This is a genomic window from Luteococcus sp. H101 (genome assembly GCF_038433155.1).
Taxonomy (GTDB): Bacteria; Actinomycetota; Actinomycetes; order Propionibacteriales; family Propionibacteriaceae; genus Luteococcus.
This window is the reverse complement of sequence record NZ_JBCDMW010000026.1, coordinates 57,646-80,724: the sequence shown is the minus strand read 5'-3', so window position 1 is coordinate 80,724 and position 23,079 is coordinate 57,646. Positions and strand designations below refer to the sequence as shown.

17 protein-coding genes are annotated in these 23,079 nt (G+C 67.2%); 6 read left to right on the top strand and 11 right to left on the bottom strand.

The features are described 5' to 3' along the window. Nucleotides 1-2 precede the first annotated feature (2 nt). Entirely contained in the window at nucleotides 3-5,522 is a 5,520-nt protein-coding gene (locus AAEX60_RS11325) for an ATP-binding protein (RefSeq protein ID WP_342103553.1), read from the bottom strand. A 232-nt stretch (nucleotides 5,523-5,754) separates the two neighbouring features. Here AAEX60_RS11325 and AAEX60_RS11320 point away from each other — a divergent pair, with 232 nt between their 5' ends. Further along, nucleotides 5,755-6,549 carry a pentapeptide repeat-containing protein gene (locus tag AAEX60_RS11320; RefSeq protein WP_342103552.1) on the top strand — a complete coding sequence of 265 codons (795 nt, stop codon included), beginning with the start codon at nucleotides 5,755-5,757 and terminating at the stop codon, nucleotides 6,547-6,549. A gap of 783 nt (nucleotides 6,550-7,332) precedes the next feature. On the opposite strand, the gene AAEX60_RS11315 is transcribed toward AAEX60_RS11320, so the two are convergent. Next, nucleotides 7,333-9,084, bottom strand: a complete 1,752-nt coding sequence (locus AAEX60_RS11315; protein WP_342103551.1) for a DUF222 domain-containing protein — start codon at nucleotides 9,082-9,084, stop codon at nucleotides 7,333-7,335. A 278-nt stretch (nucleotides 9,085-9,362) separates the two neighbouring features. Here AAEX60_RS11315 and AAEX60_RS11310 point away from each other — a divergent pair, with 278 nt between their 5' ends. The 4 genes from AAEX60_RS11310 (at nucleotide 9,363) to AAEX60_RS11295 (ending at nucleotide 12,516) form a co-directional block, all read left to right on the top strand. Further along, complete coding sequence (locus AAEX60_RS11310) at nucleotides 9,363-9,503, top strand: hypothetical protein (RefSeq protein ID WP_342103550.1); 141 nt, start codon at nucleotides 9,363-9,365, stop codon at nucleotides 9,501-9,503. A 101-nt stretch (nucleotides 9,504-9,604) separates the two neighbouring features. Continuing rightward, the gene (dusB, locus tag AAEX60_RS11305; RefSeq protein ID WP_342103549.1) at nucleotides 9,605-10,759 is read left to right on the top strand and encodes a tRNA dihydrouridine synthase DusB; all 1,155 of its coding nucleotides are present in this window, start codon (nucleotides 9,605-9,607) and stop codon (nucleotides 10,757-10,759) included. 97 nt (nucleotides 10,760-10,856) lie between these two features. Then, nucleotides 10,857-11,924 (top strand): HD domain-containing protein, encoded by a 1,068-nt coding sequence (locus tag AAEX60_RS11300; protein WP_342103590.1) that lies wholly within the window; start codon nucleotides 10,857-10,859, stop codon nucleotides 11,922-11,924. 112 nt (nucleotides 11,925-12,036) lie between these two features. Further along, entirely contained in the window at nucleotides 12,037-12,516 is a 480-nt protein-coding gene (locus tag AAEX60_RS11295) for a hypothetical protein (protein ID WP_342103548.1), read from the top strand. Between the two features lie 26 nt (nucleotides 12,517-12,542). Here AAEX60_RS11295 and AAEX60_RS11290 read toward each other — a convergent pair whose 3' ends face one another. Further along, nucleotides 12,543-13,301 (bottom strand): ABC transporter permease, encoded by a 759-nt coding sequence (locus AAEX60_RS11290; protein ID WP_342103547.1) that lies wholly within the window; start codon nucleotides 13,299-13,301, stop codon nucleotides 12,543-12,545. A 54-nt stretch (nucleotides 13,302-13,355) separates the two neighbouring features. Here AAEX60_RS11290 and dnaG point away from each other — a divergent pair, with 54 nt between their 5' ends. After that, nucleotides 13,356-15,242, top strand: a complete 1,887-nt coding sequence (dnaG, locus tag AAEX60_RS11285; protein ID WP_342103546.1) for a DNA primase — start codon at nucleotides 13,356-13,358, stop codon at nucleotides 15,240-15,242. A gap of 852 nt (nucleotides 15,243-16,094) precedes the next feature. Here dnaG and AAEX60_RS11280 read toward each other — a convergent pair. From AAEX60_RS11280 to AAEX60_RS16405, 8 genes are all read right to left on the bottom strand, one after another. After that, the gene (locus AAEX60_RS11280; protein WP_342103545.1) at nucleotides 16,095-16,283 is read right to left on the bottom strand and encodes a hypothetical protein; all 189 of its coding nucleotides are present in this window, start codon (nucleotides 16,281-16,283) and stop codon (nucleotides 16,095-16,097) included. Then, on the bottom strand, nucleotides 16,276-17,451 hold the full coding sequence (locus AAEX60_RS11275) for a hypothetical protein (RefSeq protein ID WP_342103544.1): 1,176 nt from the start codon (nucleotides 17,449-17,451) through the stop codon (nucleotides 16,276-16,278). The genes AAEX60_RS11280 and AAEX60_RS11275 overlap by 8 nt, the downstream gene beginning before the upstream one ends. Before the next feature lie 117 nt (nucleotides 17,452-17,568). Next, entirely contained in the window at nucleotides 17,569-17,856 is a 288-nt protein-coding gene (locus tag AAEX60_RS11270) for a hypothetical protein (RefSeq protein WP_342103542.1), read from the bottom strand. A gap of 130 nt (nucleotides 17,857-17,986) precedes the next feature. Next, entirely contained in the window at nucleotides 17,987-18,256 is a 270-nt protein-coding gene (locus tag AAEX60_RS11265) for a helix-turn-helix domain-containing protein (protein ID WP_342103541.1), read from the bottom strand. Continuing rightward, nucleotides 18,253-18,750: a hypothetical protein gene (locus tag AAEX60_RS11260; RefSeq protein WP_342103538.1), complete on the bottom strand. Its 498-nt coding sequence runs from the start codon at nucleotides 18,748-18,750 to the stop codon at nucleotides 18,253-18,255. Before AAEX60_RS11260 ends, AAEX60_RS11265 begins: the two co-directional genes overlap by 4 nt. A gap of 293 nt (nucleotides 18,751-19,043) precedes the next feature. Beyond that, entirely contained in the window at nucleotides 19,044-19,964 is a 921-nt protein-coding gene (locus tag AAEX60_RS11255) for a helix-turn-helix domain-containing protein (RefSeq protein WP_342103536.1), read from the bottom strand. After that, nucleotides 19,961-21,154, bottom strand: a complete 1,194-nt coding sequence (locus tag AAEX60_RS11250) for a hypothetical protein (RefSeq protein ID WP_342103534.1) — start codon at nucleotides 21,152-21,154, stop codon at nucleotides 19,961-19,963. Before AAEX60_RS11250 ends, AAEX60_RS11255 begins: the two co-directional genes overlap by 4 nt. Nucleotides 21,155-21,324: 170 nt before the next feature. Then, a complete protein-coding gene (locus tag AAEX60_RS16405) occupies nucleotides 21,325-21,552 on the bottom strand; it encodes a helix-turn-helix transcriptional regulator (RefSeq protein WP_446721314.1) in 228 nt (75 codons plus the stop codon). Between the last annotated feature and the right edge of the window lie 1,527 nt (nucleotides 21,553-23,079).

Here is a 23,079-nt window from a genome sequence, read left to right as displayed (position 1 = left end):
AGCTACTTCTTCTTGCTGCGCAGGATCTCGATGATCCTGGGACGCAGGGTGGCGACGCTGACCACCTCGTCAATGGAACCCACCTCCACCGCTCGGTGCACATTGTGCACGGCGTCGAACTCCCCGGCGACGGTGGAGATCATCTCGGCCCGCACGGTCTCCCGCAGTTCGGCCAGCTCGGCCTGCAGCGGCACCTTGCCGGCCTCGTCGGCCTGTTGGATCCGGGCCTTCAGGTCCACCAGGCGGGCGTCGGCCTCCACCCGCTTGGCGACGTCGCGGGCAAAGACCACCGCCGCGGCCGGGGCGCCGCCGATCACCGAGGCATAGGAGCCCTCCAGCGCCAGCACCGTCATGTCGTCGTTCAGCGCCTTGGAGAAGACCACGAAGGCGCCGCCGTGGTAGCGGCTGATCACCACGAACACGATCGGCCCGTCGAAGTTGACCATGGCCCGCCCGATCTCGGCGCCGTACTCCAGCTGCAGGCTGCGCATGGACTCCGGGGAGCCGTCGAAGCCGGACAGGTTGGCCAGCACCACCAGCGGCCGGTTGCCGGAGGCGGCGTTGATGGCCCGCGCGGTCTTGCGCGAGGACTGTGGGAACAGGGTGCCGGCGGTGAAGGTGTCCGGGCCGTCGGCGGGCAGGTAGCCGGCCCGGCTGGTGGGCTTGGACTCGATCCCGATCAGGGCGATCGGCATTCCACCCATCGTCGTGTCGTACACCACCGAGGTGTCGGCACTGGCCATCCCGGCCCAGCGTTCCAGCGGCTCGTGGTCGGCATCGGCGACGGCCCGCATCACCGTGCGGATGTCGAAGGGCTTCTTGCGCTCCGGATTCTTGTCGGCGCTGAAGATCTCCGCGACGGTGGCGAACTCGCTGCCCTCACAGGAGTGCGCGCTCAGACCGACGTCGCGGGCGTCGTCGTCGGTGGTGGGAATGGGCCGCGGGCCGGTCTCACCGGGGGCGATGTAGCTGTGCTCGTAGTGCCGCATCAGCACCTGTTGCGCCTCGGCGAGGTCGCTGGCCCAGTACTGCGCCTGGCCATTGGGCCCCATGATCCGGTCATAGCCGCCGATGCCGAAGTTGTCCTCGGCGGAGACGCCGCCGGAGAAGTCCAGCGACTGCTTGCCGGTGAGCACCATCGCCGAGTCGGGGGTCATCACCAGGATGCCCTTGGTGTGCATCAGCATGGTGGCCTCGGCATTCCAGTAGGGCTGGGCGCCGACATTGATCCCGGCGACGATCACGTTGATCTCCCCGCCGTCCTGGGTGAAGTTCACGATCCGGCGTAGGGCGTGCGCGACGGCGTCCATGTTCTCCGTGCCGGACTCCATCGAGATCCGGGCGCCCGAGGAGAGGGTGAACCAGTCCACCGGCAGCCGCAGTTCCTGCGCCAGGTCGATCGCGGCGACGATCCGGTCCGCCTCCGCCCGGCCGATGGAACCCAACGACTTCAGCGGGTCACCGAACAGCACGATGCGCCGCACACCTTCGGGGTGGATCGGGGTGGGGGTGGACACGTCGGCCACGATGATGCCGGCGGTGTTCAGCCCCGGCTCCCGGTTGGCCGGCACCAGCGCGCCGGCCTGATCCAGGTCCAGCTCGACGGCCTTCCCGCGGGAGCTGGCCACCAGGCCGAACAACTCGTAGGGGTAGACCAGGCCGCGACGACGGGCGCGCAGCACCTTCTCGTCGTAGCCGCTGACCGGGGCCAGCGGCTCGGTGGTGGGGTCCTGGATCTGGAAGCGGACACCGAAGCCGGGTTGGTGGCTGAACCGGACCACCGTCGGTACGGGATCCGTGCCCGGAGCCCGGGTGACGGTGGCCTGGATCCGGACCTCGGTGATACCGGCGTCGGCGGTCAGCGGCGCCAGCGTGCGCTCCAGCTGGCCGAGGTTGCGCAGGTCCACGTCGTGTTCGCCCCAGATGTGGATCCAGACGTGGTTGTGGTCCAGCTCACCCTTGCGGGCCCCGGCCCGGGCGCGACGGATGGCGTCGGTGGCATTGATCAGGGCGCGCTCCAGATGGGGCATGCCGGTGACCCTGCCCTGCTCGTCGCGCAGGATGCTCAGCCGCCGGACCTGGCCCAGCGCCACCAGCCGGACGTCGTCGGCATTGTTCCTGGCGGTGGCCTTGAGCAGCACGGTGGTGCCGGGGGCGTCCAGCCGCTCCAGACCGAAGTTCTCCAACCGCCCCAGGTTCAGCTGCCGGCCGACCATCGGGTGGTGGCCGCGCTGGATCCGCTGCTCGACCAGGCCGTCGGCGCCCCGCCGCAGGGTGAAGTACTCCACCGTTCCCTGGTGCAGCGGCAGGACGCTGACCACCATGCGACGCAGTTCGGGGATGAAGCCCAGCCGGCTGGCGCGCTGGAGCACCTCGGCGGCCAGCTCCTCGCCCGACGGCGCCTGGTCGGCGGTCAGGTAGAGGTCCACGACGGCGTTCTGTCCGGGCTCGCGCTGGGCCACCAGATCCGCCAGGACCTGCTCCAGCGCGGAGCCGGCGGTCAACTCGTCGTAGCTGCCGATGGCCGAGACCAGCCGGGTGGGCTGCTCGTCGATCACGTAGTCGGCGGTCACCACGCCCCGGCCCGCCACCTCGGCGACCTTCAGGTTGGCCAACTGGTGGCCGCGGTAGTGGCGCTGGGCCAGGATGCCCAGCAGCGGCTCCTCGGCGGTGGCGCGGCTGTCCGGGTCGACGCCCAGGAAACCGACCAGCCGGTCCGGGGCGGCCACCAGTTCCTCGGCGACGGCCTGCCGGGTCGGGCCCTCGGGCAGGGCCTGCAGATGACCCAGCAGCTCCGGCACCTGGGCCAGGGCGGTGGCCTGCTGGGCGTCCAGCGCGGGCTTGTCGAACCAGCGGTAACGCAGGCCGCGGGCCAGGTCACCGATCCGGGGGAAGCGACGCTGGGTGGCCAGCACCAACCGGTCCAGCACGGCGCGGATCTGTTGCCCCGCCTCGCGCGGCCGGTCGTGCTCGTCCCACTGCTGCAGGATGCCGGTGACCACCTGCAGCGCCGGGGTCCAGCGCTGCTGGAGCAGGAAGAGCCGGAAGACGGCCTGCTCCAGCTCCTCGCTGTGGTCCAGGGAGTCGACGCCGTAGTGGGCCAGCACTGTGGTCAGCCGCCGGGCGAAGGCTTCGGGCAGCTGCTCGCGCTCCACGTCCAGGCTGTGCAGGTAGCGCTGGAAGAACTCCCGGGTGGTGTGCACCCGGGTGTCCTGCTCCGCCAGGTCGGCGGCGTGGGTGCGGTCGGGCTGGTTGCGGTGCAGCTCCGCGACGTCGCAGAAGACCTGCAGCAGCGCGGCTTCCTCCTGGAGTGTCTCGGGGGAGTCGGTGCGCAGGGCCAGGTAGCGTCGCCAGGCGCCGTCGGGCTGGTCCGGATCGGTGTCGAAGCCAAGCACCGCCTGCCGCAGCGCGGTCCGGGCGGTCTCCTGGTCGGCGACGGTGGTGGCGTCGGCGGGCAGGTCCAGCGCCGCGCCGGCGGCTTGCTCTGTGGGGGCGGCGTCGTCGGCGAGGGGCTCCAGCCGGGCCAGCGGGGCGCCGGTCTCCACCTGGGTGCCCGCGCGGACGGCGATCTCCTTGACCCGGGCGGCGAAGGGCGCGGTGATGATGGTCTCCATCTTCATGGACTCCAGCACCAGCACCCGCTCGCCGGCGGCCACCTCGTCGCCCTCCTGGACGGGGGTGGCGACCACCAGCGCCGGTGCCTGACTGCGCAGCACGCCGCCCTCGTCGCGGCTGACGCGGTGGGTCTGGCCGTCGATCTCGATGGTCTGCACCGGGCCGGGCTGGCCCAGCAGCACCCGGTGGTGGCTGTTGCCGATCACCAGCCGGGCGGTGAAGTCATCCAGCCGGGTGAACTCGGCGACGATCGGCGCGGTCTGCTCGTCCAACTGCACTTCGAACTGCTGCGGGCCCATCCGCAGCACCCGGACCGAGTGGGTGGTGCCGCGCAGCTTGAGCTCGGCCGGGCGGCCGAGTTCGTGGTTGGCCAGCGGGCGGCCGCGTCGGGCGGTGTCCAGGAAGCGGGCGCGCTCCACCTGCTCGGCGGCCAGGTAGGCCTCGATCCCGGCCACCACCAGGGCGGCGCCGGAGTGGGTGCTGCGCTGCAGGCCGCCAGCGGCCCGGGTCCGGTCGATCCAGCCGGTGTCGGCCCAACCGTCGGGGCCGGTGCCGTCGATCACGGCGGGCTCGTCGAGCAGTTCCAGGATGAAGGACTTGTTGGTGGTGCCGCCGTCGATCACCACCTGGGTGTCGGCCATGGCGCGCCGCAGCCGGCCCAGCGCCTCCTGGCGGGTGGTGCCGTAGGCGATGATCTTGGCGATCATGGAGTCGAAGTCGGCGGGAATGGTGTCCCCGGCCTCGACGCCGGTGTCCACCCGGATGCCGGGGCCCTGCGGGAGGACCAGGTGCTGGATGTGGCCGGGGGCGGGGGCGAAGTCGCGGTCCGGGTCCTCGGCATTCAGCCGGGCCTCGATGGCGTGGCCAATCTCTTCGGGCTTGTCACCCGTGAGCTTGCCGCCGGTGGCGACGTGCAGCTGCAGCTTGACCAGGTCGGTGCGGGTGGTCAGTTCGGTGATCGGGTGCTCCACCTGCAGCCGGGTGTTCACCTCCAGGAAGGCGAACAGGTCCTCGTCGGGCTGGTACAGGAATTCGACGGTGCAGGCGCCGCGGTAGCCCACCCGGACCGCGAGTCGTTCGGCGCTGGCCTTGACCTCGGCGACGCGCTCCGGGGAGAGCAGGGGAGAGGCGGACTCCTCGATCACCTTCTGATTGCGGCGCTGCACCGAGCAGTCCCGCACGCCCAGGGCCCAGGCGGTCTGGCCGTCGCTGATCACCTGCACCTCGACGTGCCGGGCGCCGGTGACCAGGCTCTCCAGGAAGACCACGCCGGAGCCGAAGGCCCGCTCGGCCTCACCCCGGGTGCGCTCGAAGACGTCGGTCAGCTGGGCGTCGTCGTTGACCTTCTGGATGCCGCGGCCACCACCGCCGGCGGTGGCCTTCAGCATCAGCGGGTAGCCCAGCTCGTTCGCGGTGCGCAGGGCGTGCTCCGGGGTGTCCAGACCGCCGCGGCTCCACGGGGCGACGGGCACCCCGACCTCCTCGGCGATGAGCTTGGAGCCGATCTTGTCGCCCAGCTGGCGCATCGCGTCGGCGCTGGGGCCGACGAAGGTGATTCCCAGCCGGTCACACAGATCCGCGAAGGCCGGGTCCTCGGCGACGAAGCCCCAACCCACCCAGGCGGCATCGGCCCCGGTCTCCCTCAGGGCCTGCTCCAGCAGGTCCAGGTTCAGGTAGGGGCGCGCGGCGGCCGGGCCCAGGTCATGCGCTGTGTCGGCCTCCCGGACGAACATGGCATTGGCCTCGCCGCTGGTGTGCAGTGCGATCACCTGGATCTGCTGGCCGTCGGGGTGCTCCGCGTTCAGCTCCCGCACCGCGTGGATCAGGCGCATCGCCGCCTCACCCCGGTTGATGATGGCAAGGCGGGTGATGCTGGGGGCCGGGGGGGCCGCGGGGCTGGTGCTCATGCGCGCTGTGGTCCTTCGAGACGGGAAACAGGATCAGCACGACGCTATTGCCGTCGAATGCTCCAATGCGGGAAGGATTTGCGCAGAGTCTGTGGCCCGTTCGTGGTGGGATTCCTACAAAAGGCTGGGAGTGGTTGCCGAGCCGCTGGTGCCGGGGCGCACGCTGTTCACCTTCACCCGGTGACGACGGTCCGCAGCAGACGACCGGTAGCGTGGGCGCCCGGGAGGATCGATGCAATTCGTCGGAGACTGCGCCAACTGCGTGGGGTTGTGTTGTGTGGCGCTCTCCCGCTCGAGGGCGGGCGGTTTCGGCGCCGACATCCCGGCGGGGACGCCCTGTCACCACCTGCGGCCGGACAATCTGTGCCAGATCCACTCCCGGCTTCGCGACGAGGGCTGGCCGGCCTGCACCGTCTTCGACTGCTTCGGGGCCGGGCAGCAGGTGACCCAGCTCACCTTCGGTGGTGATGCCGACTGGCGTCGGGATCCGGAGACGGCGGCCTCGGTCTTCGGTGCCTTCGGGGTGATGCGGCACCTGATGGAGATGCTGCGGCTGCTCACCGAGGCCCGGGAGCTGGCGCGCGACGAGTTGGGTCCGCCGGTCCGGGAGTTGACCGATGAGGTGCAGGCCCTGACCAGGCTGGATGCCGCAGGGCTGGGCAGGGTGGACATGGCAGCGCTGCGCGGCCGGGTCGGGCCGCTGCTGGCGGCGGTCAGCGAGCAGTATCGCGCTCCGGCGCCCAGGCCCAAGCGCTTCGTGCCCCGGGCCCAGCTCCTGGGGGCACACCTGCGTGGCAAGGACCTCAGCCGGTATGGCCTGCGCAGCGCCCTGTTGATCGCCGCGGATCTGCGCGGCGCGCGGTGTCACCGGACGGATCTGTTGGGGGCTGACCTGCGTGACGCCGACCTGTCCGACGCGGACCTGGGCGGCGCGATCTTCCTCACCCAGCAACAGGTGGCCGCGGCCCGGGGCAATGCCGGGACCCGGCTGCCCATCGGCCTCACCCACCCCGAGCACTGGAGCTGACCATGGATGGGCTGACCGTGCGACTGGCCGGTTCCGCGGACGCCGAATCAGGAGACTTCGGCGAGCTGTTGCCGGATCGGTGGCGCGGGGGCGGCAACCGCCGTTCCCTGGTGGCTGTGGACCCCTCCGGTCGGGTGCTGGGGCACTGCCGGGGGATCGACAATGCGGCCCACCCCGGTTCCCGGGTGCTGGTGCTGGAGGTCGGGCCCGAGGTCCGGCGGATGGGCATCGACGATGCCCTGCTGCGCGCCCAGATCGAGCTGTCCGCCGTGCCCCTCACCATGAAGATTCACGCCAACCAGACCGATGACATGGCCCTGGCGAGGCGGTTTGGCGGAGTTGCGATTCAGCTCACCCCGCCGTGGCGACGGGTGGTGGACGACGAGCTGCGCGCCTGGGCCGACGCGCACCGGGGAGACACCGAACCCATCCACGACGCCGACCGGGAGGCGATTCGGGAGTTGGAGGCCGACCACTACCGGGCCCAGCACGCCCGGTGGTCCCCGGCCGCTGCCCGGGAGGTGATGCTGGACTACTTCGTCGAGGACCACAGACCCGGGAGTCCGTCGGCCTACCACCCCGACCGCTCCGTCCTGGTCCGTCGCGACGCAGAGGTGGCTGCGGCCGGTCTGCTCTGGCCCGGCAGCCCGGAGGAGGGCCGGGAGGTCACGCTGTTGGCCTGGCCCTACGAGGGGCCGCATTTCCGTCGGGACAAGGAAGCGTGTCTGGCTGCTGTCATCGACGCCTGCGTGGACGGTGAGGTCCTGCTGGTGGATGCCCACCTCACCGAGACCGAGGAATATCGGATGATGGCCGAGGTCCCCGTCGCGCCGATTGACGCGACGAATGACTGGATGGCCCTCGTGCACATTCCCGTTCCGGGCGCTCCTCGGCCGGTACCGCTGGATCCGGCGTTGATCCCGCCCGAGGCCGCGTGGGTGCGCGACCTGAGCTGAGCTCAGCGATCAGGCCGCGTTGGTTTCCAGGATCTGGGTTTCCAGGTGGCGTCGGGAGGCGGCGACGTCGGGTCGGCCGAGGTCGAGGGTGCGGCTGGCCGTGGTGAGGTAGCGGTAGCCCAAGGGGGTTTGCCACAGGAAGACCCCGGGCAGGTTGGACGAGGTGCCAGCCGAAGTGGGTCTTGGCCCGGTGGGCGCGACGGGACAACGGACCGAGATTGTCCGGATGCGTGACGCCGCGGGCAGGGGCCTCGACGGGCTCGACCCTCGTGCTGGAGTCGGTGCCAGCAGGGGCCTCGACAGGCTCGGCCGCCGGGGCCGGGTTCACGGGCGGGCTCGACTCAGCCACCGGGGCCAGATCCTTGCTCACCCACTCAGCCACCGGTCCCCGAGCTTGTCGAGGGGCCTCGGGACTCCAGGGGATGGTGTGGTCCAGGTCGAGGCCCTGGGATTTGCGGGTGGACCAGGGGAACACCTCGTACGGGGACCTCAGTGTGACGGCTTCCCGCATGGTGGGTGGACACTCATACGCATCGCTGGGGGCTTGGTGGTTCTGGTCGATCACCGGGCGGACCGTGATCCGATGGTGCCCGAACAGGTCCCGCAACCACCCCGCGAGCAGTGGTTGGAGTTCATCGGCGCGGGCGATGCCGTCCCCGGCCTGCAGGGTGGTGTCGGTCAGGTGCACCACCACCTGGGTGGTGGGCAGCAGCTTCTCCGGGTCGACGGTGATCTGGCCGCACGCGTGCCCGGCCTGACCCGCCCGCTGGCACACAGCCTCGAAGTCTTCCCCGGTGGGGAGCCGGTCCAGGACATCGGCTTGGAGGAGTTGGGTGGCCAGGGCGGGGGTGGCCATCAGCCCGAGGGCCTTCGCGCGTAGCGCGTTGGGGGTGCCGGCGTGTCCGGCGCGGCGCAGCACCTGCACCAGACGGTCGATCTGTGCGTCGAGTTGGACGGCGTCGGCGGCGTCCACCACCGCGGCCACATCGGCGACCCCGCCCTCGGATTGGGCGATCCATACTCCCCGCGCCTCGGTGGCGGCCTGCCGCTTCTGCTCCGCCTGGTCGGGTGGGAGGTGGCGCAGCACCACCCCCGCCACCGTCTTCTTCACCCGCCGAAACGACATGCCCACGATCATCCGCGACAGTTCGAGGTCCACCAACCCCGCCGCATCCGCATCGAGCTCGCGGGTGGCGTAGGCGATGTGCTGGGCGTGGTGCACTGGGACGTCGAGGTCCTGCACCATCTGCCACAGGACGGGGAGCCGGTGCCGGACGTCGAGGGCGGTGGCGATCAGGGCGGTGGCCTCCTCCACCCGCACATGCAGGTCGGCGGCCAACTCCAACGCACACCCTTCGGCCACCCCGGGAGTTCCCGCTCCACCGAGGGCGACGAGGCGTTCCCGGCCGGGCAGCGCCGGCTCGGACGAATCCACCTCGTCGACGTCGGAGTACAGGTCGGCCAGATGGGCGATCAGCCGGAAGTCGCGGGCCTCGGACTCCCGCCGGGCCCGGCGCTCCGCCCGCAGAGCCTCGATCGTCGCAAGAGTGGTGGCCGGGAGGTCGTCGGGCATGCCCATGGGAGGTGTCTGGGTTGCTGGTGTGCTGCTCATGGTGACCTCCCCCGAAGTCTTCGTGTCTGTATTCTAATTCTACCCAGAGATACATTTCTGGGCGAGTGTTTAGTTTGTCTAGAAAGTCACATCCCTGGCCCTCGAGAGGCTGGGGCACCGGGGCTGAGTCCCCTGCCGAGTGGGCCGTCGAAGTGCTCGGGTTCGGGGTTGGGTCCCTGCGGACAAGCCAAGCACCCACCTCTGACAAAACCGGCCGCGCGCGGCGGATCCGATCAGTTGGGCTGATGGGCACCGTGGTTCAGTTCAAGCTCTACCGGGCCCTCGACAGGCTCGAGCACCGTGGCTCGGTTCCTGCCGACGTGGCCTTGGGCTGGCTCGGGCGTCGTCGCTGGGTCACCTGCACATTGGCCGAGCACCCACCCTGACAATTGCCGGCGGCTGCCGCAATGAGGAAATGTCACAGCGCCCAACTACAGTTGGTCCGGCCATCGCACCGGTGGCCAGCACCAAGCCCGGAAGTGATTCAGTGACCGTCTACCCGCCTCTTCGACTGTCGTCGCCCAGCAAGGCCGACGCGGTGGTCGTCGACACGCCCGTGATCCTGGCCCCGATGGCCGGAATCACCAACCGCGCCTATCGGCAGCTGTGCGCCGAGCAGGGCGCCGGGCTGTACGTGTGCGAGATGCTGACCAGCCGGGGCATCGTGATCCAGGATCGCAAGACCCAGAAGATGCTGGGTTTTGCGCCCAATGAACAGATCCGCAGCGTCCAGACCTATGGCGTGGACCCGGAGATGGTGGCCCGCGCCACCCACGTGCTGTGTGACCAGTACGGCGTCAACCACGTGGACCTGAACTTTGGCTGCCCGGTGCCCAAGGTCACCCGCAAGGGCGGCGGCGGGGCGCTGCCGTGGAAGCAGGAACGTTTCCGCGCCATCCTGCGCGCCGTGGTCAAGGCCGCTGACACCTACGGCGTCCCGGTCACCATGAAGACCCGCAAGGGAATCGACGAGGCCCACCTCTACTACCTGGATGCCGGCCGGATCGCCGAGCAGGAGGGAGTGGCCGCCATCTGCCTGCACGCCCGCACCGTCGGTGAGGCCTATTCCGGCCAGGCCGACTGGGACTCGATCGCGCGGTTGGTGGAACACGTCAGCATTCCGGTGCTGGGCAATGGCGACATCTGGGAGGCCAGCGACGCGCTGCGGATGGTGGAGCAGACCGGTTGCGCCGCGGTGGAGGTTGGCCGCGGCTGTCTGGGGCGGCCGTGGCTCTTCCGGGACCTGGCCGACGCCTTCGCCGGGCGCGAGACCCAGCACAAGCCCACCCTGGGTGAGGTGGCGGCCATGGTGCGGCGACACGGCGAGCTGCTGGCCGAGGTGATGGGGGAGCAGTACGGCCTGACCGACCTGCGCAAGCACATGGCCTGGTACTTCAAGGGCTTCCCGGTGGGTGGTGAGCTGCGCCACCAGCTGGCGATGATCAGCGACTTCGAGACCTTCGACGCCCTGCTGGCCCAGCTCGACCACGACGCGCCCTTCCCGGAACTCGAGCTGGGCAAGCCCCGCGGCCGGCAGGGCACCCCGCGCGCCAAGGTGATCCTGCCCTACGGCTGGTATGACGACACCGACGGTCGCGAGCTCGAATTGAGCGACGACGAGGCCGCCGGTTCGGGAGGATAGAGCCATGTGCACATCTGCTGCGGCCCCCGAGCCCGCCGAGGCGCCAGACCTGGCGCCCAAGGACCTCATGCCCCGCGCCGTCGAGTGGGCCAAGACCATGCACGGCCACGGCGACGACCAGCTGGTGCAGGCCCATCGGGACTCCCACGCCGGGATCCGGCCCGGCGAGGTGCTGGGTCGCCAGGCCCGGGAGGAGCGGGAGGCCGCGACGCTGCGCCCGGGTGCCACCCTGGCCCATGGGGCCGGGAACCGAGCCGTCGAGGAGGAGCCGGACACCGAGCGGACCTGCTTCGAGCGGGACCGGGACCGGATTGTCCATTCGCCCGCCTTTCGACGGTTGGCCGGCAAGACCCAGGTGGTGGTCTACCCGACCGACCACCAGCGCACCCGGCTGACCCACGCGCTGGAGGTGGCGCAGGTGGCCACGTCGATTGCCCGCGGGGTGGGCGCCAATGTCAGCCTGGCCGACGCCATCGCCCTGGGCCATGACTGCGGTCACGGGCCGGGCGGTCACGCCTCGGAGGATGCCTTCGACGCCTTCATCCCGGAGGGCTATGACCACGGCCCCTGGGGCGCCAATGTGGTGCTGACCAGCCTGAACCTGTGTGCCGAGACCCTGGACGGGATCCGCAACCACTCCTGGAGCCGGCCCGCGCCGGGCACCGTGGAGGGGGAGATCGTCAGCTGGAGTGACCGGATTGCCTACTGCGCCCATGACCTGGAGGACGCCATCCATGCCGGGATCGTCGCGCTGGCGGACCTGCCCCAGGAGGTGGCGGCGATTGCCGGGATCGGCCGTCGGGCCCAGCTGGGCACCTTCATCCGGGCGGTGATCCGCACCACCAATGCCACCGGGCAGGTGGGGATGGACCCGCAGACCGCCTCCGCGCTGGCCGCGCTGCGCAAGTTCAACTATGAGCGGATCTACACCCGCCCGGACTCGGTGGCCCAGTCGCATGCCGTCGTGGAGGTGTTGCACGGGCTGGTGGAGCGCTATGTCGCCCGGCCCGAGCTGATGCCCGTCGACTACCGCTGGGACGACGTGGTGCGCGGCGCCGTGACCTATGTGGGCGGGATGACCGACCGGTTCGCCTTCGACCAGGCCGAGGAACTGCTCGGCTGGAGCAGCGAGCGGTTGCCCAGGGGGATCGGCCGCGGCGCATGACCCCTCAACCCGCACTTCAGGTGCCCGTGTTGCACCCATGTGATTCTGGCTAGTGTGAACGGGTGAACTGGTCGCGGCAGCGTCGCGACCTCGCAACCACCAGGGGGTGAGCATGGCCGAGGCCAGGAAGAAGGGTGGCGATCCGACGATCGTCATCGTGCTCATCATCTGCGTGATCGTCGGGATGATCCAGGGTGCGCGCGGGCTGGTGCACGGCGCCAGTGACGGCTTTCGTCGCGCCAAGGTGGTTGCGGTGGAGAATGTCGACGACTTCCGCGGCACCCTCAAGGTCAGCACCTCCGCGTGCGAGGACACCCCGGCGCTGGACCAGGTGCGTTATCAGGTGACCAATGCCCAGGGCAGCCAGGTGGCCACCGTCGACAAGCCGCTGGTGGCCGGCCGGGAGCGGCAGACGGCCGACGTCGGCCAGGGACTGGCCCCGGGCCGCTACAAGGTCAACGTCACCTGCCTGTGCGACGGCAAGCCCACCGGGGACACCAAGTCCACCCGGGTCACGGTGCGCACCAGCGATGCCCGGGCCGCGTCGGCCACCCAGCCGCGGCCGCAGCGGCTTCCGCACACCGGCCGCTGACTGGCCGACGCACCCGCAGGCCGGGCTCAGGGGTGCAGGGCCTCCCGCAGGTCCGCGGGCAGCAACTTGGCCCGGGCGATCAGCTCATTGGCCACGACGATGGTGATGGCCTGCCCGGCCATGATCCCGATCAGCACCAGCACCTGGGCGGCGCCCGCCTGCAGGGCGGAGCCGCCGCCCAGCAGCACGCCGACGAAGGCGCCGGGCAGGGTGACCAGGCCGACGGTGCGGGTGGTGTCCAGATTGGGCACCAACGCCTCGCCCGCGGTGCGCTCGGTGACCAGCCGGATGGAGCGGTGCCGGTCCATCCCCAGCGACAGGGCCGCCTCATAGGTGCCGACGTCATCCCGCAGGGCCGCGAACTGGCGTCGGCCGACCAGGGTGTGCGCCGTCATCATGTTCCCGATGATGATGCCCGCCACGGGAACCAGCGCAGCCCCGGACAGCGGGGACACACCGGTGCCGAAGACCACGGCCAGCACCGGCAGCACCCCGCAGGCCATGGCCAGGGTGGTCCACGGCCAGGCCGAGCCCACACCGGTGCGCTGGGCCGTGGTCCGCACCGCCACCACGAACATCAGCAGGCTGAACAGCGCGGCCAGGGCCAGGTGTCGCAGGCAGATCACGATGATGAAGGACACGGCGGCCAGCTGCAGGGCCGCGCGGGCGGAGGACACCAGCATGGACTTCTCATGGCCCAGCCGCCCCGCGCGGGAGGCGGCGACGCCCAGGGCCACCAGCAGCACCAGCGCCAGGCCGAGCTGCCAACCAAGCGTTACGATCACCGTCGGATTCTATGCCCGTCGGCCGGGCGGATTCTCGGCGCTAGACTCCGTCCCATGGCCGGACGGATCAACGACGAGGACATTGCGCTGGTCCGGGAACGCACCCGGATTGACGACGTGGTCTCCTCCTATGTGACGTTGAAGCCGGCCGGTGGCGGGTCGCTGAAGGGGCTGTGTCCCTTCCACGACGAGAAGACCCCCAGCTTCCAGGTCACCCCGTCGCGGGGTTTCTACTACTGCTTCGGCTGCGGGGAGGGCGGCGACGCCATCACCTTCCTGCAGAAGATCAGCAACCTGTCCTTCACCGAGGCGGTGCAGCAGCTGGCCGACCGCACCGGCGTGCAGCTGCGGATCACCGACGACGGTGGCCCGCGGCAGGAGCCGGGGCTCCGGGTGCGGATCATGGAGGCCAACCTGGCCGCGGCCGAGTTCTACTCCGCCCAGCTGCTCACCCCCGGGGCCTTGGCGGCGCGGCAGATGCTGGACGGGCGCGGCTTTGACCGGGCCGCGGCCGAGACCTTCGGTGTCGGCTATGCCCCGCGCGGTGGCCGGGAGCTGAAGAACCACCTCAACCGGCAGGGCTTCAAGGATGCCGAGCTGGTCAAGGCCGGGTTGATCCGGGAGCACGGGCACGACTTCTTCCAGGGCCGGGTGCTGTGGCCGATCCGGGATTCGGGTTCGGCCGTGCTGGGCTTTGGCGCGCGCCGGTTGTTCGACGATGACCGGATGCCCGCCAAGTACCTGAACACCCCGGAGACCCCGGTCTACAAGAAGTCGCATGTGCTCTACGGGCTGGACCTGGCGCGGCGAAACATCGGCAAGAAGTCCCAGGCCGTGGTGGTGGAGGGCTACACCGACGTGATGGCGGCGCACCTGTCCGGCGTCGACACCGCCGTCGCCTCCTGCGGTACCGCCTTCGGCGACGACCATGCCCGGATGTTGCAGCGCCTGATGGGTAACCAGGGCGCCTTCTCCGGTGAGGTGATCTTCACCTTCGACGGTGACCAGGCCGGGCAGAATGCCGCGATCAAGGTGTTCAATGGCGACCAGAACTTCATCGCCCAGACCTATGTGGCGATAGAACCGTCGGGGCTGGACCCCTGCGATCTGCGGCTGCAGCAGGGCGAGGCGGCGGTGCGGGAGTTGGTGGGCCGACGAGTACCGCTGTACCGCTTCGTGATGGAGAACACCCTGAAGGGTTATGACCTGGACCGGGTGGACGGCAGGCTGCAGGCGCTCCGGGCTGCCGCGCCACTGGTCAGCTCCATCCGCGACACCTCGCTGGTCAATGGCTACCTGCGGGAACTGGCGTCGATGCTCGGAATGGACGTGGACGAGGTGCGCGCCGAGGTGCATCGGGCGGCGCGCCGCAAGACCAACGAGAAGGCCGATCCGCGGCGGCGGGAGCCGGTGATGGATCCGCCGCCCACCGAGCAGCCGGCTCAGCGGGAGGGCCAGCAGCCCGGACTGCCCTGGCCGGACCCGCGGGACCGCACCCTGGGCGTCGAGCGCGGCACGCTCAAGCTGATGCTGCAGTACCCGACGCTGTTCGACACCGCCTGGAACCAGGTGCAGCCCCAGGACTTCAGCCACCCGGCCTACCGGGCGGTCTTCGAGGCCATCCAGTCGGTGCCGTGGAGTCCGGAGCGCTGGACTGACCAGGTGCGCGAGGCCACCACCGAGGAGGTGGCCCAGCAGTTGGAGATTGCCCTGCTGGTGGAGCCGGTGCTGCGCACCCCGGACGAGGCCTATGCCACGGCCTATGCTGCCCGGCTGCAACTGCTGCAGGCAGACCGGGAGATCCGGGACCTGAAGAGCCGGCTGCAACGCACCAACCCGGTGGAGCACCCCAACGAGCACAGGCAGATGTTCGCCACGCTGCTGGAGCTTGAGGTCCGCCGCAAGCTGCTGCAGCAGACCTCGCTGGGCGCCCTGGAATAGCTTGCTCCACACCGATCCCGGAAATGGGACGGCTGTGGACAAGAAAGTGTTGCGCAAGTTCGGCGGTTCTGACATACACCCCTAGAACCCAAAAAAAGACCCCCAGCCCTGCCATCGCTCCCGTGGTGGGAGGTCAGGACAGGACCGGGGGTCCGTTGGTGGTGCTGGGTCAATAGTTCTGGGGCGGCTGGGCGTTGCGGGCTCGCGCTCGCATCACGCTTGCGACAGCGAAAACGTCAGCGGTGCCGCGCTGGCCCGGCTCGGTGGGCTGAGCCTGGGCCTCGACATCGGCGGCCTCTAGGCTGTTGTCTGCCGACACGACGCCTTGGGCTCCGGAAACGCGGCCCGTGGCACGGAGGAGGTTGGCGACCCTGTGCGCGGCGCTGTTCTCCTGCCTGGCCTTCAGTCTACCTTCTAGTTTGCGGGTGTTCTTCGCGCTGTTCTCAACAGTGGCGAACCTCGAAAGGTCAAGGGGCCGTGCTGTGGGGAAATCTCGATTCATGGGATATGCCTAAGGTAGTTGAAAGTGGTACTAGTTCTGTGAGAGCCAATCTGAGAGCTTTAAATGGCTTTGATGGACACTTACTCATGCCAAAATCCAAGTGGCTTCTGACTAGGGGTTTTACCCGGTAAATCTTCAGCTGGTCACACCCTTCGCAATCCCTTGTATATAAGGAAAAGTGCCATTTTCGATGCTGGGAGAAGGGAAATGAGCGATATTGGAAGGGAGCTGCACATGCAGTGCATCGGTAGGTTTCCGCCAACACCCTCGGATCATGCCTTCGATCAACGGAAAAAACCGGCCCACCCGAAGCCTTCGAGAGCAACGGGCGGGCCGGTCCGGAGGTTGGGTCAGGCCACGACGCGGGCGGTGACCAGTAGGTCCATCAGATCAGCCAGAAGTCTTTGCATCCGGTACTCATGCACCAGCTCCATCGGTACTCCGAACGTGTGCGTCACGGTGACATCAGCAGAGCCGTGCAGGAACTGGGCTAGTTTTCGATCCCACCAGTCGGCGGTGATGATATCGAGTTCACTCATTATCAGCGCCAACCTCGGGAAGCTCACAATAGGCAGTGACCGCGAATACCATGCGGCCCTCGCCACCGGAGAAGTCCGGGAAGCTGGACAAATCCTCAACCACGCCATTCACTACATAGCGGCCCTGCGCAGCGGGCACCCCCAAATACCGGCGCTGGCCGTTGCGTGCCATCTCATTGGCGAGCTTCGGCAGATCAACAGCGTCCTGACCACCAGCGGTCTTAACCGGGATAGCAACCCGGAGGTCAACGGCAGCCAGGTTCCCGTCCCGGGTGACGCCAACCACCTCGGCGGTCTTCGTACCCGGGAAGGTGGTCCGGGACATGTACCTGGGGCCAGACTTCATCGGGTCACCGTCCCATTCGCCCCGACGATGGGCGGCGGCGGCCAGAGCCTTCTCTGCGTCGCGGTGAGTGGCGATCACGGCACCGACGCCCCAGACGGCCAGATGCTCGGCCACGTCCTGTGCCATGCTCTCGATACTGCTGGCCTTGGTAGCTCGTAGGTGGGCGTTGCGGGGACCCAGGGTCAAGGTCAGCCGATCCGGGCTCAGGGCCACTTCGTGCAGACCGTCCACGTGCCAGCGGTCATCGTTGATGAACCAGTCTTGGATCTTGTCGGCGTCGGGGAACTGCATGAACTCAGCACCGAACAGCCGGGCGATCACCTTTCCCCGCAAGGCTCCAGTGTGGGAGCCGGTGGCCTCCTCGGCAGGGGCAATGTTGCGGACCAGCACAACGGGCTGGGTGTCGCTGCCGGGCACCTCCTCGGGGAAGTCGGCCACGTACTCAACGGGCAGCTTCATGTTGTGGGCCAGCACGTCGCCAGCCACCAGAGCCAGGCTCGGGGCCAGCCGCTCGGCATTACGCTTGGCCACCTTGGCGCGGTCAATGAATCCAATGGCTAGCCGCTCCGTGCGGACAACCTCAGTCTTGGCCCTGTCGTAATCCTCCAGCGTCACATCTTCATCGCCAGCTTCAAGGTCTTCATTCAACCGAGCAACCTCAGCCTTGGCGAGATGATGGGCTTCCCGCCATTCATCCGCCTTGCTCTGCTGGTAGGCGTACTCGACCTGGGCCTTCTCGATCTCGGCCATGAGCTCGTCGCTGAGGGTGGTCTTCCATGCGGGATTCAGCGGGGTCTTTGCGGTCTTGCTCTTTGTGGTCATGTCAACAATCCTTCTCGGTGGTGGAAATGTCAGTGAAGCTCTGGCCGGTGGCAGCCTCGGCTTCGGTGATTTGTCGTGTGAATCAATTCGGCGCGGGGCCGGAGGGTGGGGTCAATATCAAAAAAGGTCGGCGGGGTCAATCTCGATCCCCTGGGCCTGCAGTTCCCGTAGCCGCTCCTCAAGCCGCTTTTGCGCTCTACTAAAGCGGGCGGATGCTGCGATTACCTTGGCTCGCATTGGTGCGATCTCGGCATCCAAGGCTTGCAGCTTGCGCCGGTAATTCTCAGAGTCATGCCGGGCCTTCCTGAGCGATTCCTGCAATGCCTGGATCTCAGTAAGCTGTCGGTTCGCGCTTTTCATCGCTCCGCACTCAGGGTGATCCAGCCAGGCGGATTTGATGGCCACCAGGCGACCATTGCGTCACGATATGCCTTGCGCCGATTGCTAGCCTCGCGAGTCGGGTTGGATGGCTTTCCCTCGCCCTTCAGCTCCGCGAACCATTCTTGGGCAATTGTTGGTGTTGACTTCAAAGGGATCACCACCGATTCCTAATCCGCAGCTTCTCGCACCCGTCGGCGGTTGAGTGGACAATGAGTCCCTTCTTACGAAGCTTGCGCAGTGCCGTAGTAAGGGTGGAAGCGCTCAGGCCGTGAATGCGGGCTATCTCGGCGGAAGTCATATCGGGGTCAACCAGCAAGTCATCGCCCACGGCATCGTCAAGCCATGCGGTGACTCCTGCGCTCTGGCCTGTCGACAGGGACACATTCATTTGCACATTGCGCATCCATTCCGCCTTGGTGCTCATTCGGCCATCTCCCCGGCAATCGCGTCAGCGGGGATCGTCAGGGCGTAGACCGTAGCGTTGGTGCCGTCGGGCTCCTGGGCGACCTCGATCCACCCAGACGCTTTCAGCGACTGGACTGCGACGACGACACTGGCGCTGGAGACCCCCACCCGGCGGCATCGCTTCCGCAGATAGTCGGCGCTGGCCTCGGCAGTGAGCCCAGTGTCGTTCTCAGAGGCGGTCACGGCCAGCACGGCACCGACGCCCATCTCTGCTGGGTCCGTAGTGGCACCCAACAACCTGTCCACCCATCCGAACGATGGCATTACAACCTTGCCCAGTAGCAAGGCGAGCTGGGAACCGTTCACCAGCGCGTAGCTGTGAGGGTGGCGCTCGTCGGTGGTGGCGACGGTCTTCGCGTTGTCATATGTGTTCATCGTGTTTTTCCGATCATGTAGAGAAATGAACTCGGGGTCTGTGTGGTGGAAGGGGAGCCGCCCCACCGTCGCGCTCAACCTGACAGGCTGGAGAAGGCAGCCCAGGGAGCTTGCGACGGTGGGGTGGCGGGAACGGTGACGAACGGCCACCCCGTGTGAGCGTCCACCAAGGGGCACGGGGTGTGGCTGATTGGCCGTCTGTCACCGGCTGCACGCGACGCCGGGAAGGGCGGAAAGCGGCGCGGTGCTGGTTAATGAGGGGGGAGCCGGACCGGCGAGACCACCAAGTCCATTCCGGCCCAGCTCACCCCTGGTGCCACACGCTGGGGAGACCCCTGCCCAAGGTCTCAGCGTGTAGCGGTCTTAGGGGTTCACCAGGAGCGGCGCATCGGCCCCGGCTTGGTGGCGGTGTGCTCCGGTTTCGCCAGCTCTGGGGCGATTGCGAAGCGGAGGTTGCTGATGGCGCGGGCGGCGTCGTCAAGGTCGGTGAGAAGCGCCTCGCGTCGCCATGCGTCCTCTTGTAGCTCGAACGGCAGGTTCGGGTCATCAGCCATCCACCCGGCGTGCTCGGTGACCGCGTGCAGCTTGTCCGCAATCGAGCCCGGAGCCTCGGCGGGCTCCTGGGTGGTGGCAGCCTCGCCAGCGACGGACAGATCACCCATGCGCCCTGCAATCTCCCCAAGGTAGGTCACTAGCTCAGGGTCAGCCTTCATGGCCTCGATGGTCTGGGCGATGGTGGTGCTAGCCTTCTCGATCTTGTCCAGCATCTTCCCGGCTTTCACTCCTCGGTCTACAGGCTGGCGCTTGGGCTTCGACTGGCGGGGGTAGCACTTGCCGTCCTTGCCGTCGACAAGCTGGATTGCGGCAGCTGTCCCAAATGGGACAGTTGAGCTTGTCGCTTCAGGTGTCCCATTTGGGACACCTGACCCCTCCATTGGGGCAATTGCGCCCACATCGCGCGCAACCGTTGACTTTGAGATCCCCAATACTTCCGCGATCACACGAACCGACGCACCGCTACACGCCATTGCGACCGCAAGAGGCCGCTTCTCCTCACGGGTGAGTTGGCTGCCAGCGCCGCTCAGCTCAGACTCAACCAGGGCCGCCCAGGAGGCATAACCAAGGGCTTCGTGCAGCCGGTCCCTCTGAGCCTCCGCGATCCGCTGGGTAATGACCTCTGCAATGTCTCCAGCTTGGATCAGGAGTGCCTTGATCTCCTCAATCCGCTCGCGCGGCGTGGCAACAATCTCGCCTTCCAGAACAGGCTCTGCAATCACTAGGTCGGCGGTCATGCGGCCACCCCAACGGAAACCGCGCCAACCGAACGGAGGTTCCATAGCATGCGACCGGACTTCTGCTTAATCAACTTCCGCCCATTCACTTCGCCAATCTCACGGAGCACCCGAGACAGTTTCGCGCTCGTCTGTGGAATTTCATCGGTGCTACCCGTGGTGGCGAGCGCGTAAGCCTTCAGATTCTCCAGGAGCTCAGTGGTACTCATTCGGTCATGGGCAAGGGTGGTGATTTCCACCCCGCCCTGAAGCCAGCGGTGAACAATGGAATTCTCAGGCTCCACGGTCTTGGCGACGGCCTGCGGCTGGTAGACCCATTCGAACCAATCGACCCATTCGAGAAAGGCCGGATTGTTCTGCAGGCTCGACAATTGCTTCCGCAATGCCTCATTCTGTGGCCACCCGCTCAAGACATAGCTTCGGGCCAGCTCCTTGATCGGGTGGCCCTCGCGTTCGCCATCGTGCAGCCCCAGGCCGGTCACCTGGGCCATCCGAACATCAAAAACATGTTCCTGGGGAGTGCGGGGCTTCGTGCTGCGACGAGGCACACCCATATCCTCATCGGTCAACTCCGCAATAGCGTCGGCAACCTCGGGGGTCATGTCCTCCGCTTCGCCATTTGGTTCGTCGCCGGGGATGCGGTCCGCATTGGCGACGAACCACGTCAATAGCTCCCGCTTGGTGTCAATCGCGGTAACCGCATTGAACACCTCAGCGACAGTGAGCGGTGGGCGACGAGCAATGATCGCACCCGCGCCGGTTCGCTCGGTGGGCCGCTGCTGGGGTCCGGCACCGTCACGGCGACTAGTTGAGTAGGAAGTCTCCTTGGCCGTGAACCGCTTGGCGACACGGCCCAGAACCTCATCCCGGTAGGTGTTATCACTCGGTGCCCAGTCGGCGGGATCGTGCAGCTTGATCGAGCGGCCGCCGTTGACGATCTCGGTAGAGACAATGCCCAGCGACTTCAGCGTCTGCACTGCACTGTCAAGGGTTGAGTCCGACATGCCCGTCAATGCCAGCAGGTCAAATGTGGTAAGTGGGAGGTTTCCGTCAGAATTGGCGGCTTCAGCGACGATCAAAAGGAGGAAACGGGTTGCGTAGGTCAATTCGCGCCGGAAGTAACCGGCCTCAGGATCGCGGATTGCGTCCCAAAGTGCTGTCCTGTAAGCGTTTGCGCCGACAAGCTCCATTGTGGTGGTCTCCAAGGGGTAGAGGGCCGGATGGCCCGAAGTGGTTAATCTGCCCGTGAAAATCGCGTCGTTATATTTATAGACGACGGGGAGGATCGGTTTTCAGGGGTGGTGCTTCCCGGGTATGACATCAAGCATAGTCCGGTTTCTGGAGGCGTCCGAACAGCTTCTCAGGACTTCGCGGTGGCGGGTTCGATGACCTGGGACTCGGCCCAGTCCCTTAGGTCTTGCTTCCGGTAGGCCACCCTTGAGCCCAGCTTCACAAAGCGAGGCCCCTTCCCATCGGCCCGCCACTGGGTCAGGGTGTTGGGTGATAGGCCACCAAGAAAGGAGGCGGCTTGCCAATTCGTAAGGAATTCGGCGTCTTCCGGGACGTGAGCAGGCTGAATGCTGGTCATTGAATAGCTCCTGTGGTATTGGTTGGGGCTAATATTCTCCCCACACCTGTATAACCACTAGGTATAGCTATATGTGGGTATGCCCTTCAATATCTACACCACTAACTGTGGGTGAGTACATGCCAACCCATATCCCAAAAGCGAAGGAGCGCAGCGACTGAGCCACCAAAGACCAGAACCTAAGTAACTAGAGAAATTTCAAATCGCCTTCTAAGTGACCTGAGAGTCTTCGATTAGCTCTGATCTCCTCAACTCCCCCTTTAGGTCAATGGCACCTCCGGTCGGGTCGCCGGGGAAGGGGGAACTAGTAAGTAAGTAACTACTTGCTGTGGCTCGTCGGAGCTTCGCTCCTCCTCGCTCCGGTGACCGGGGGCGCACCCTCCTTGCTGTTGGTGGCTGCCCAGGTTCCCTTTGTCGGTGGGAGTGTGGTTGTCAATCGGCCTCCGCTTCACCTTTCGACTTCTCCTTCTTCCGCGTGCGTGGAAAGCTCTGAGACAAGCGCTTAGAACGCTGGTTTCCAGAGGCAAATTCCACCCGGGGTCTCTGGGTACCGGGTCGGTGCTTGGAAGGTTCTGAAACGTACGCCATTCGTGCGATTCTGGACCGTAGAAGCGGCGTGTCGGGATACCTCTGGGAAGCCTTCGTGTTGATCGGTCGGCGCGATATCGGCTCCGGCACGATGGCGACCCCCTAGGCCGGTCCCAAGTGCAGTGCTTGGCAAGGTATTAGCAAGGAGAATGCCTCCTAAATCACTACTGGGAGGGTGGCAGGATCCGAGGCGCTGAATACCGAAGGGCCTCCGACCCCGCCGCCGGGGGTCATACCCCACCCATCCCAGAGGGGGTGCGGGTGCCCGGTGGGTCTGGGGCGGCCCTGTCGTCCGGGTGGGTGGTGGGCGGCTAGTGGCTTCTGTAGCTCTTTTTGGGCACCCCTGGAGTGAGGCTTGGAGCGGCTTAGGGGCGTCTGGGGTACCAGTGGCTAGGTCGGGCTCTGGAAGGGGTTTGGATCGGCGTTTAAAGGCAAAGGGCAAGGGCGGGGGCAGAGGCAAGGTCAGCCAGGTCAGCCAAGTCAGCCAGGCCAGGTCAGGTCAGCCCAAGCCAGGTCGGCCAAGCCAGGTCAGGTCAGCCAAGCCAAGCCAGGTCGGCCAAGCCAGCCAGGGCCAGGCCCCAGCCCAGGCACTAGGCCCAGGCACCAGGTAGGCATCCGGTAGGTCAGGGTCGGCCAGGTCCAGGCCCAGGTAGGCCCCAGGCTCCAGGGCCATAGCCCGACCCGGGCCGTGTAGACACCAGCCCGGGTCCGGCTGGGGTGCAGGTTGCCCAGGAGTGCAGGGGTGTCCAGGTCGGCGTCTCCAGGTTGCCTCTGGGCTCTGCTCCAGGTCGCTGCCAATAAGGCCCAGGGTGGCCGGGAAATGGCCGCCGAATGGTCCTGTGGGAAATCTCACACAACGTTCTGTCTGGCCTGGTCAGTGGCCGTTTTGGAAAGGCGGTCATCTTGATTTGTGGGCTGGAAATGGGTTTCCCGATTGCG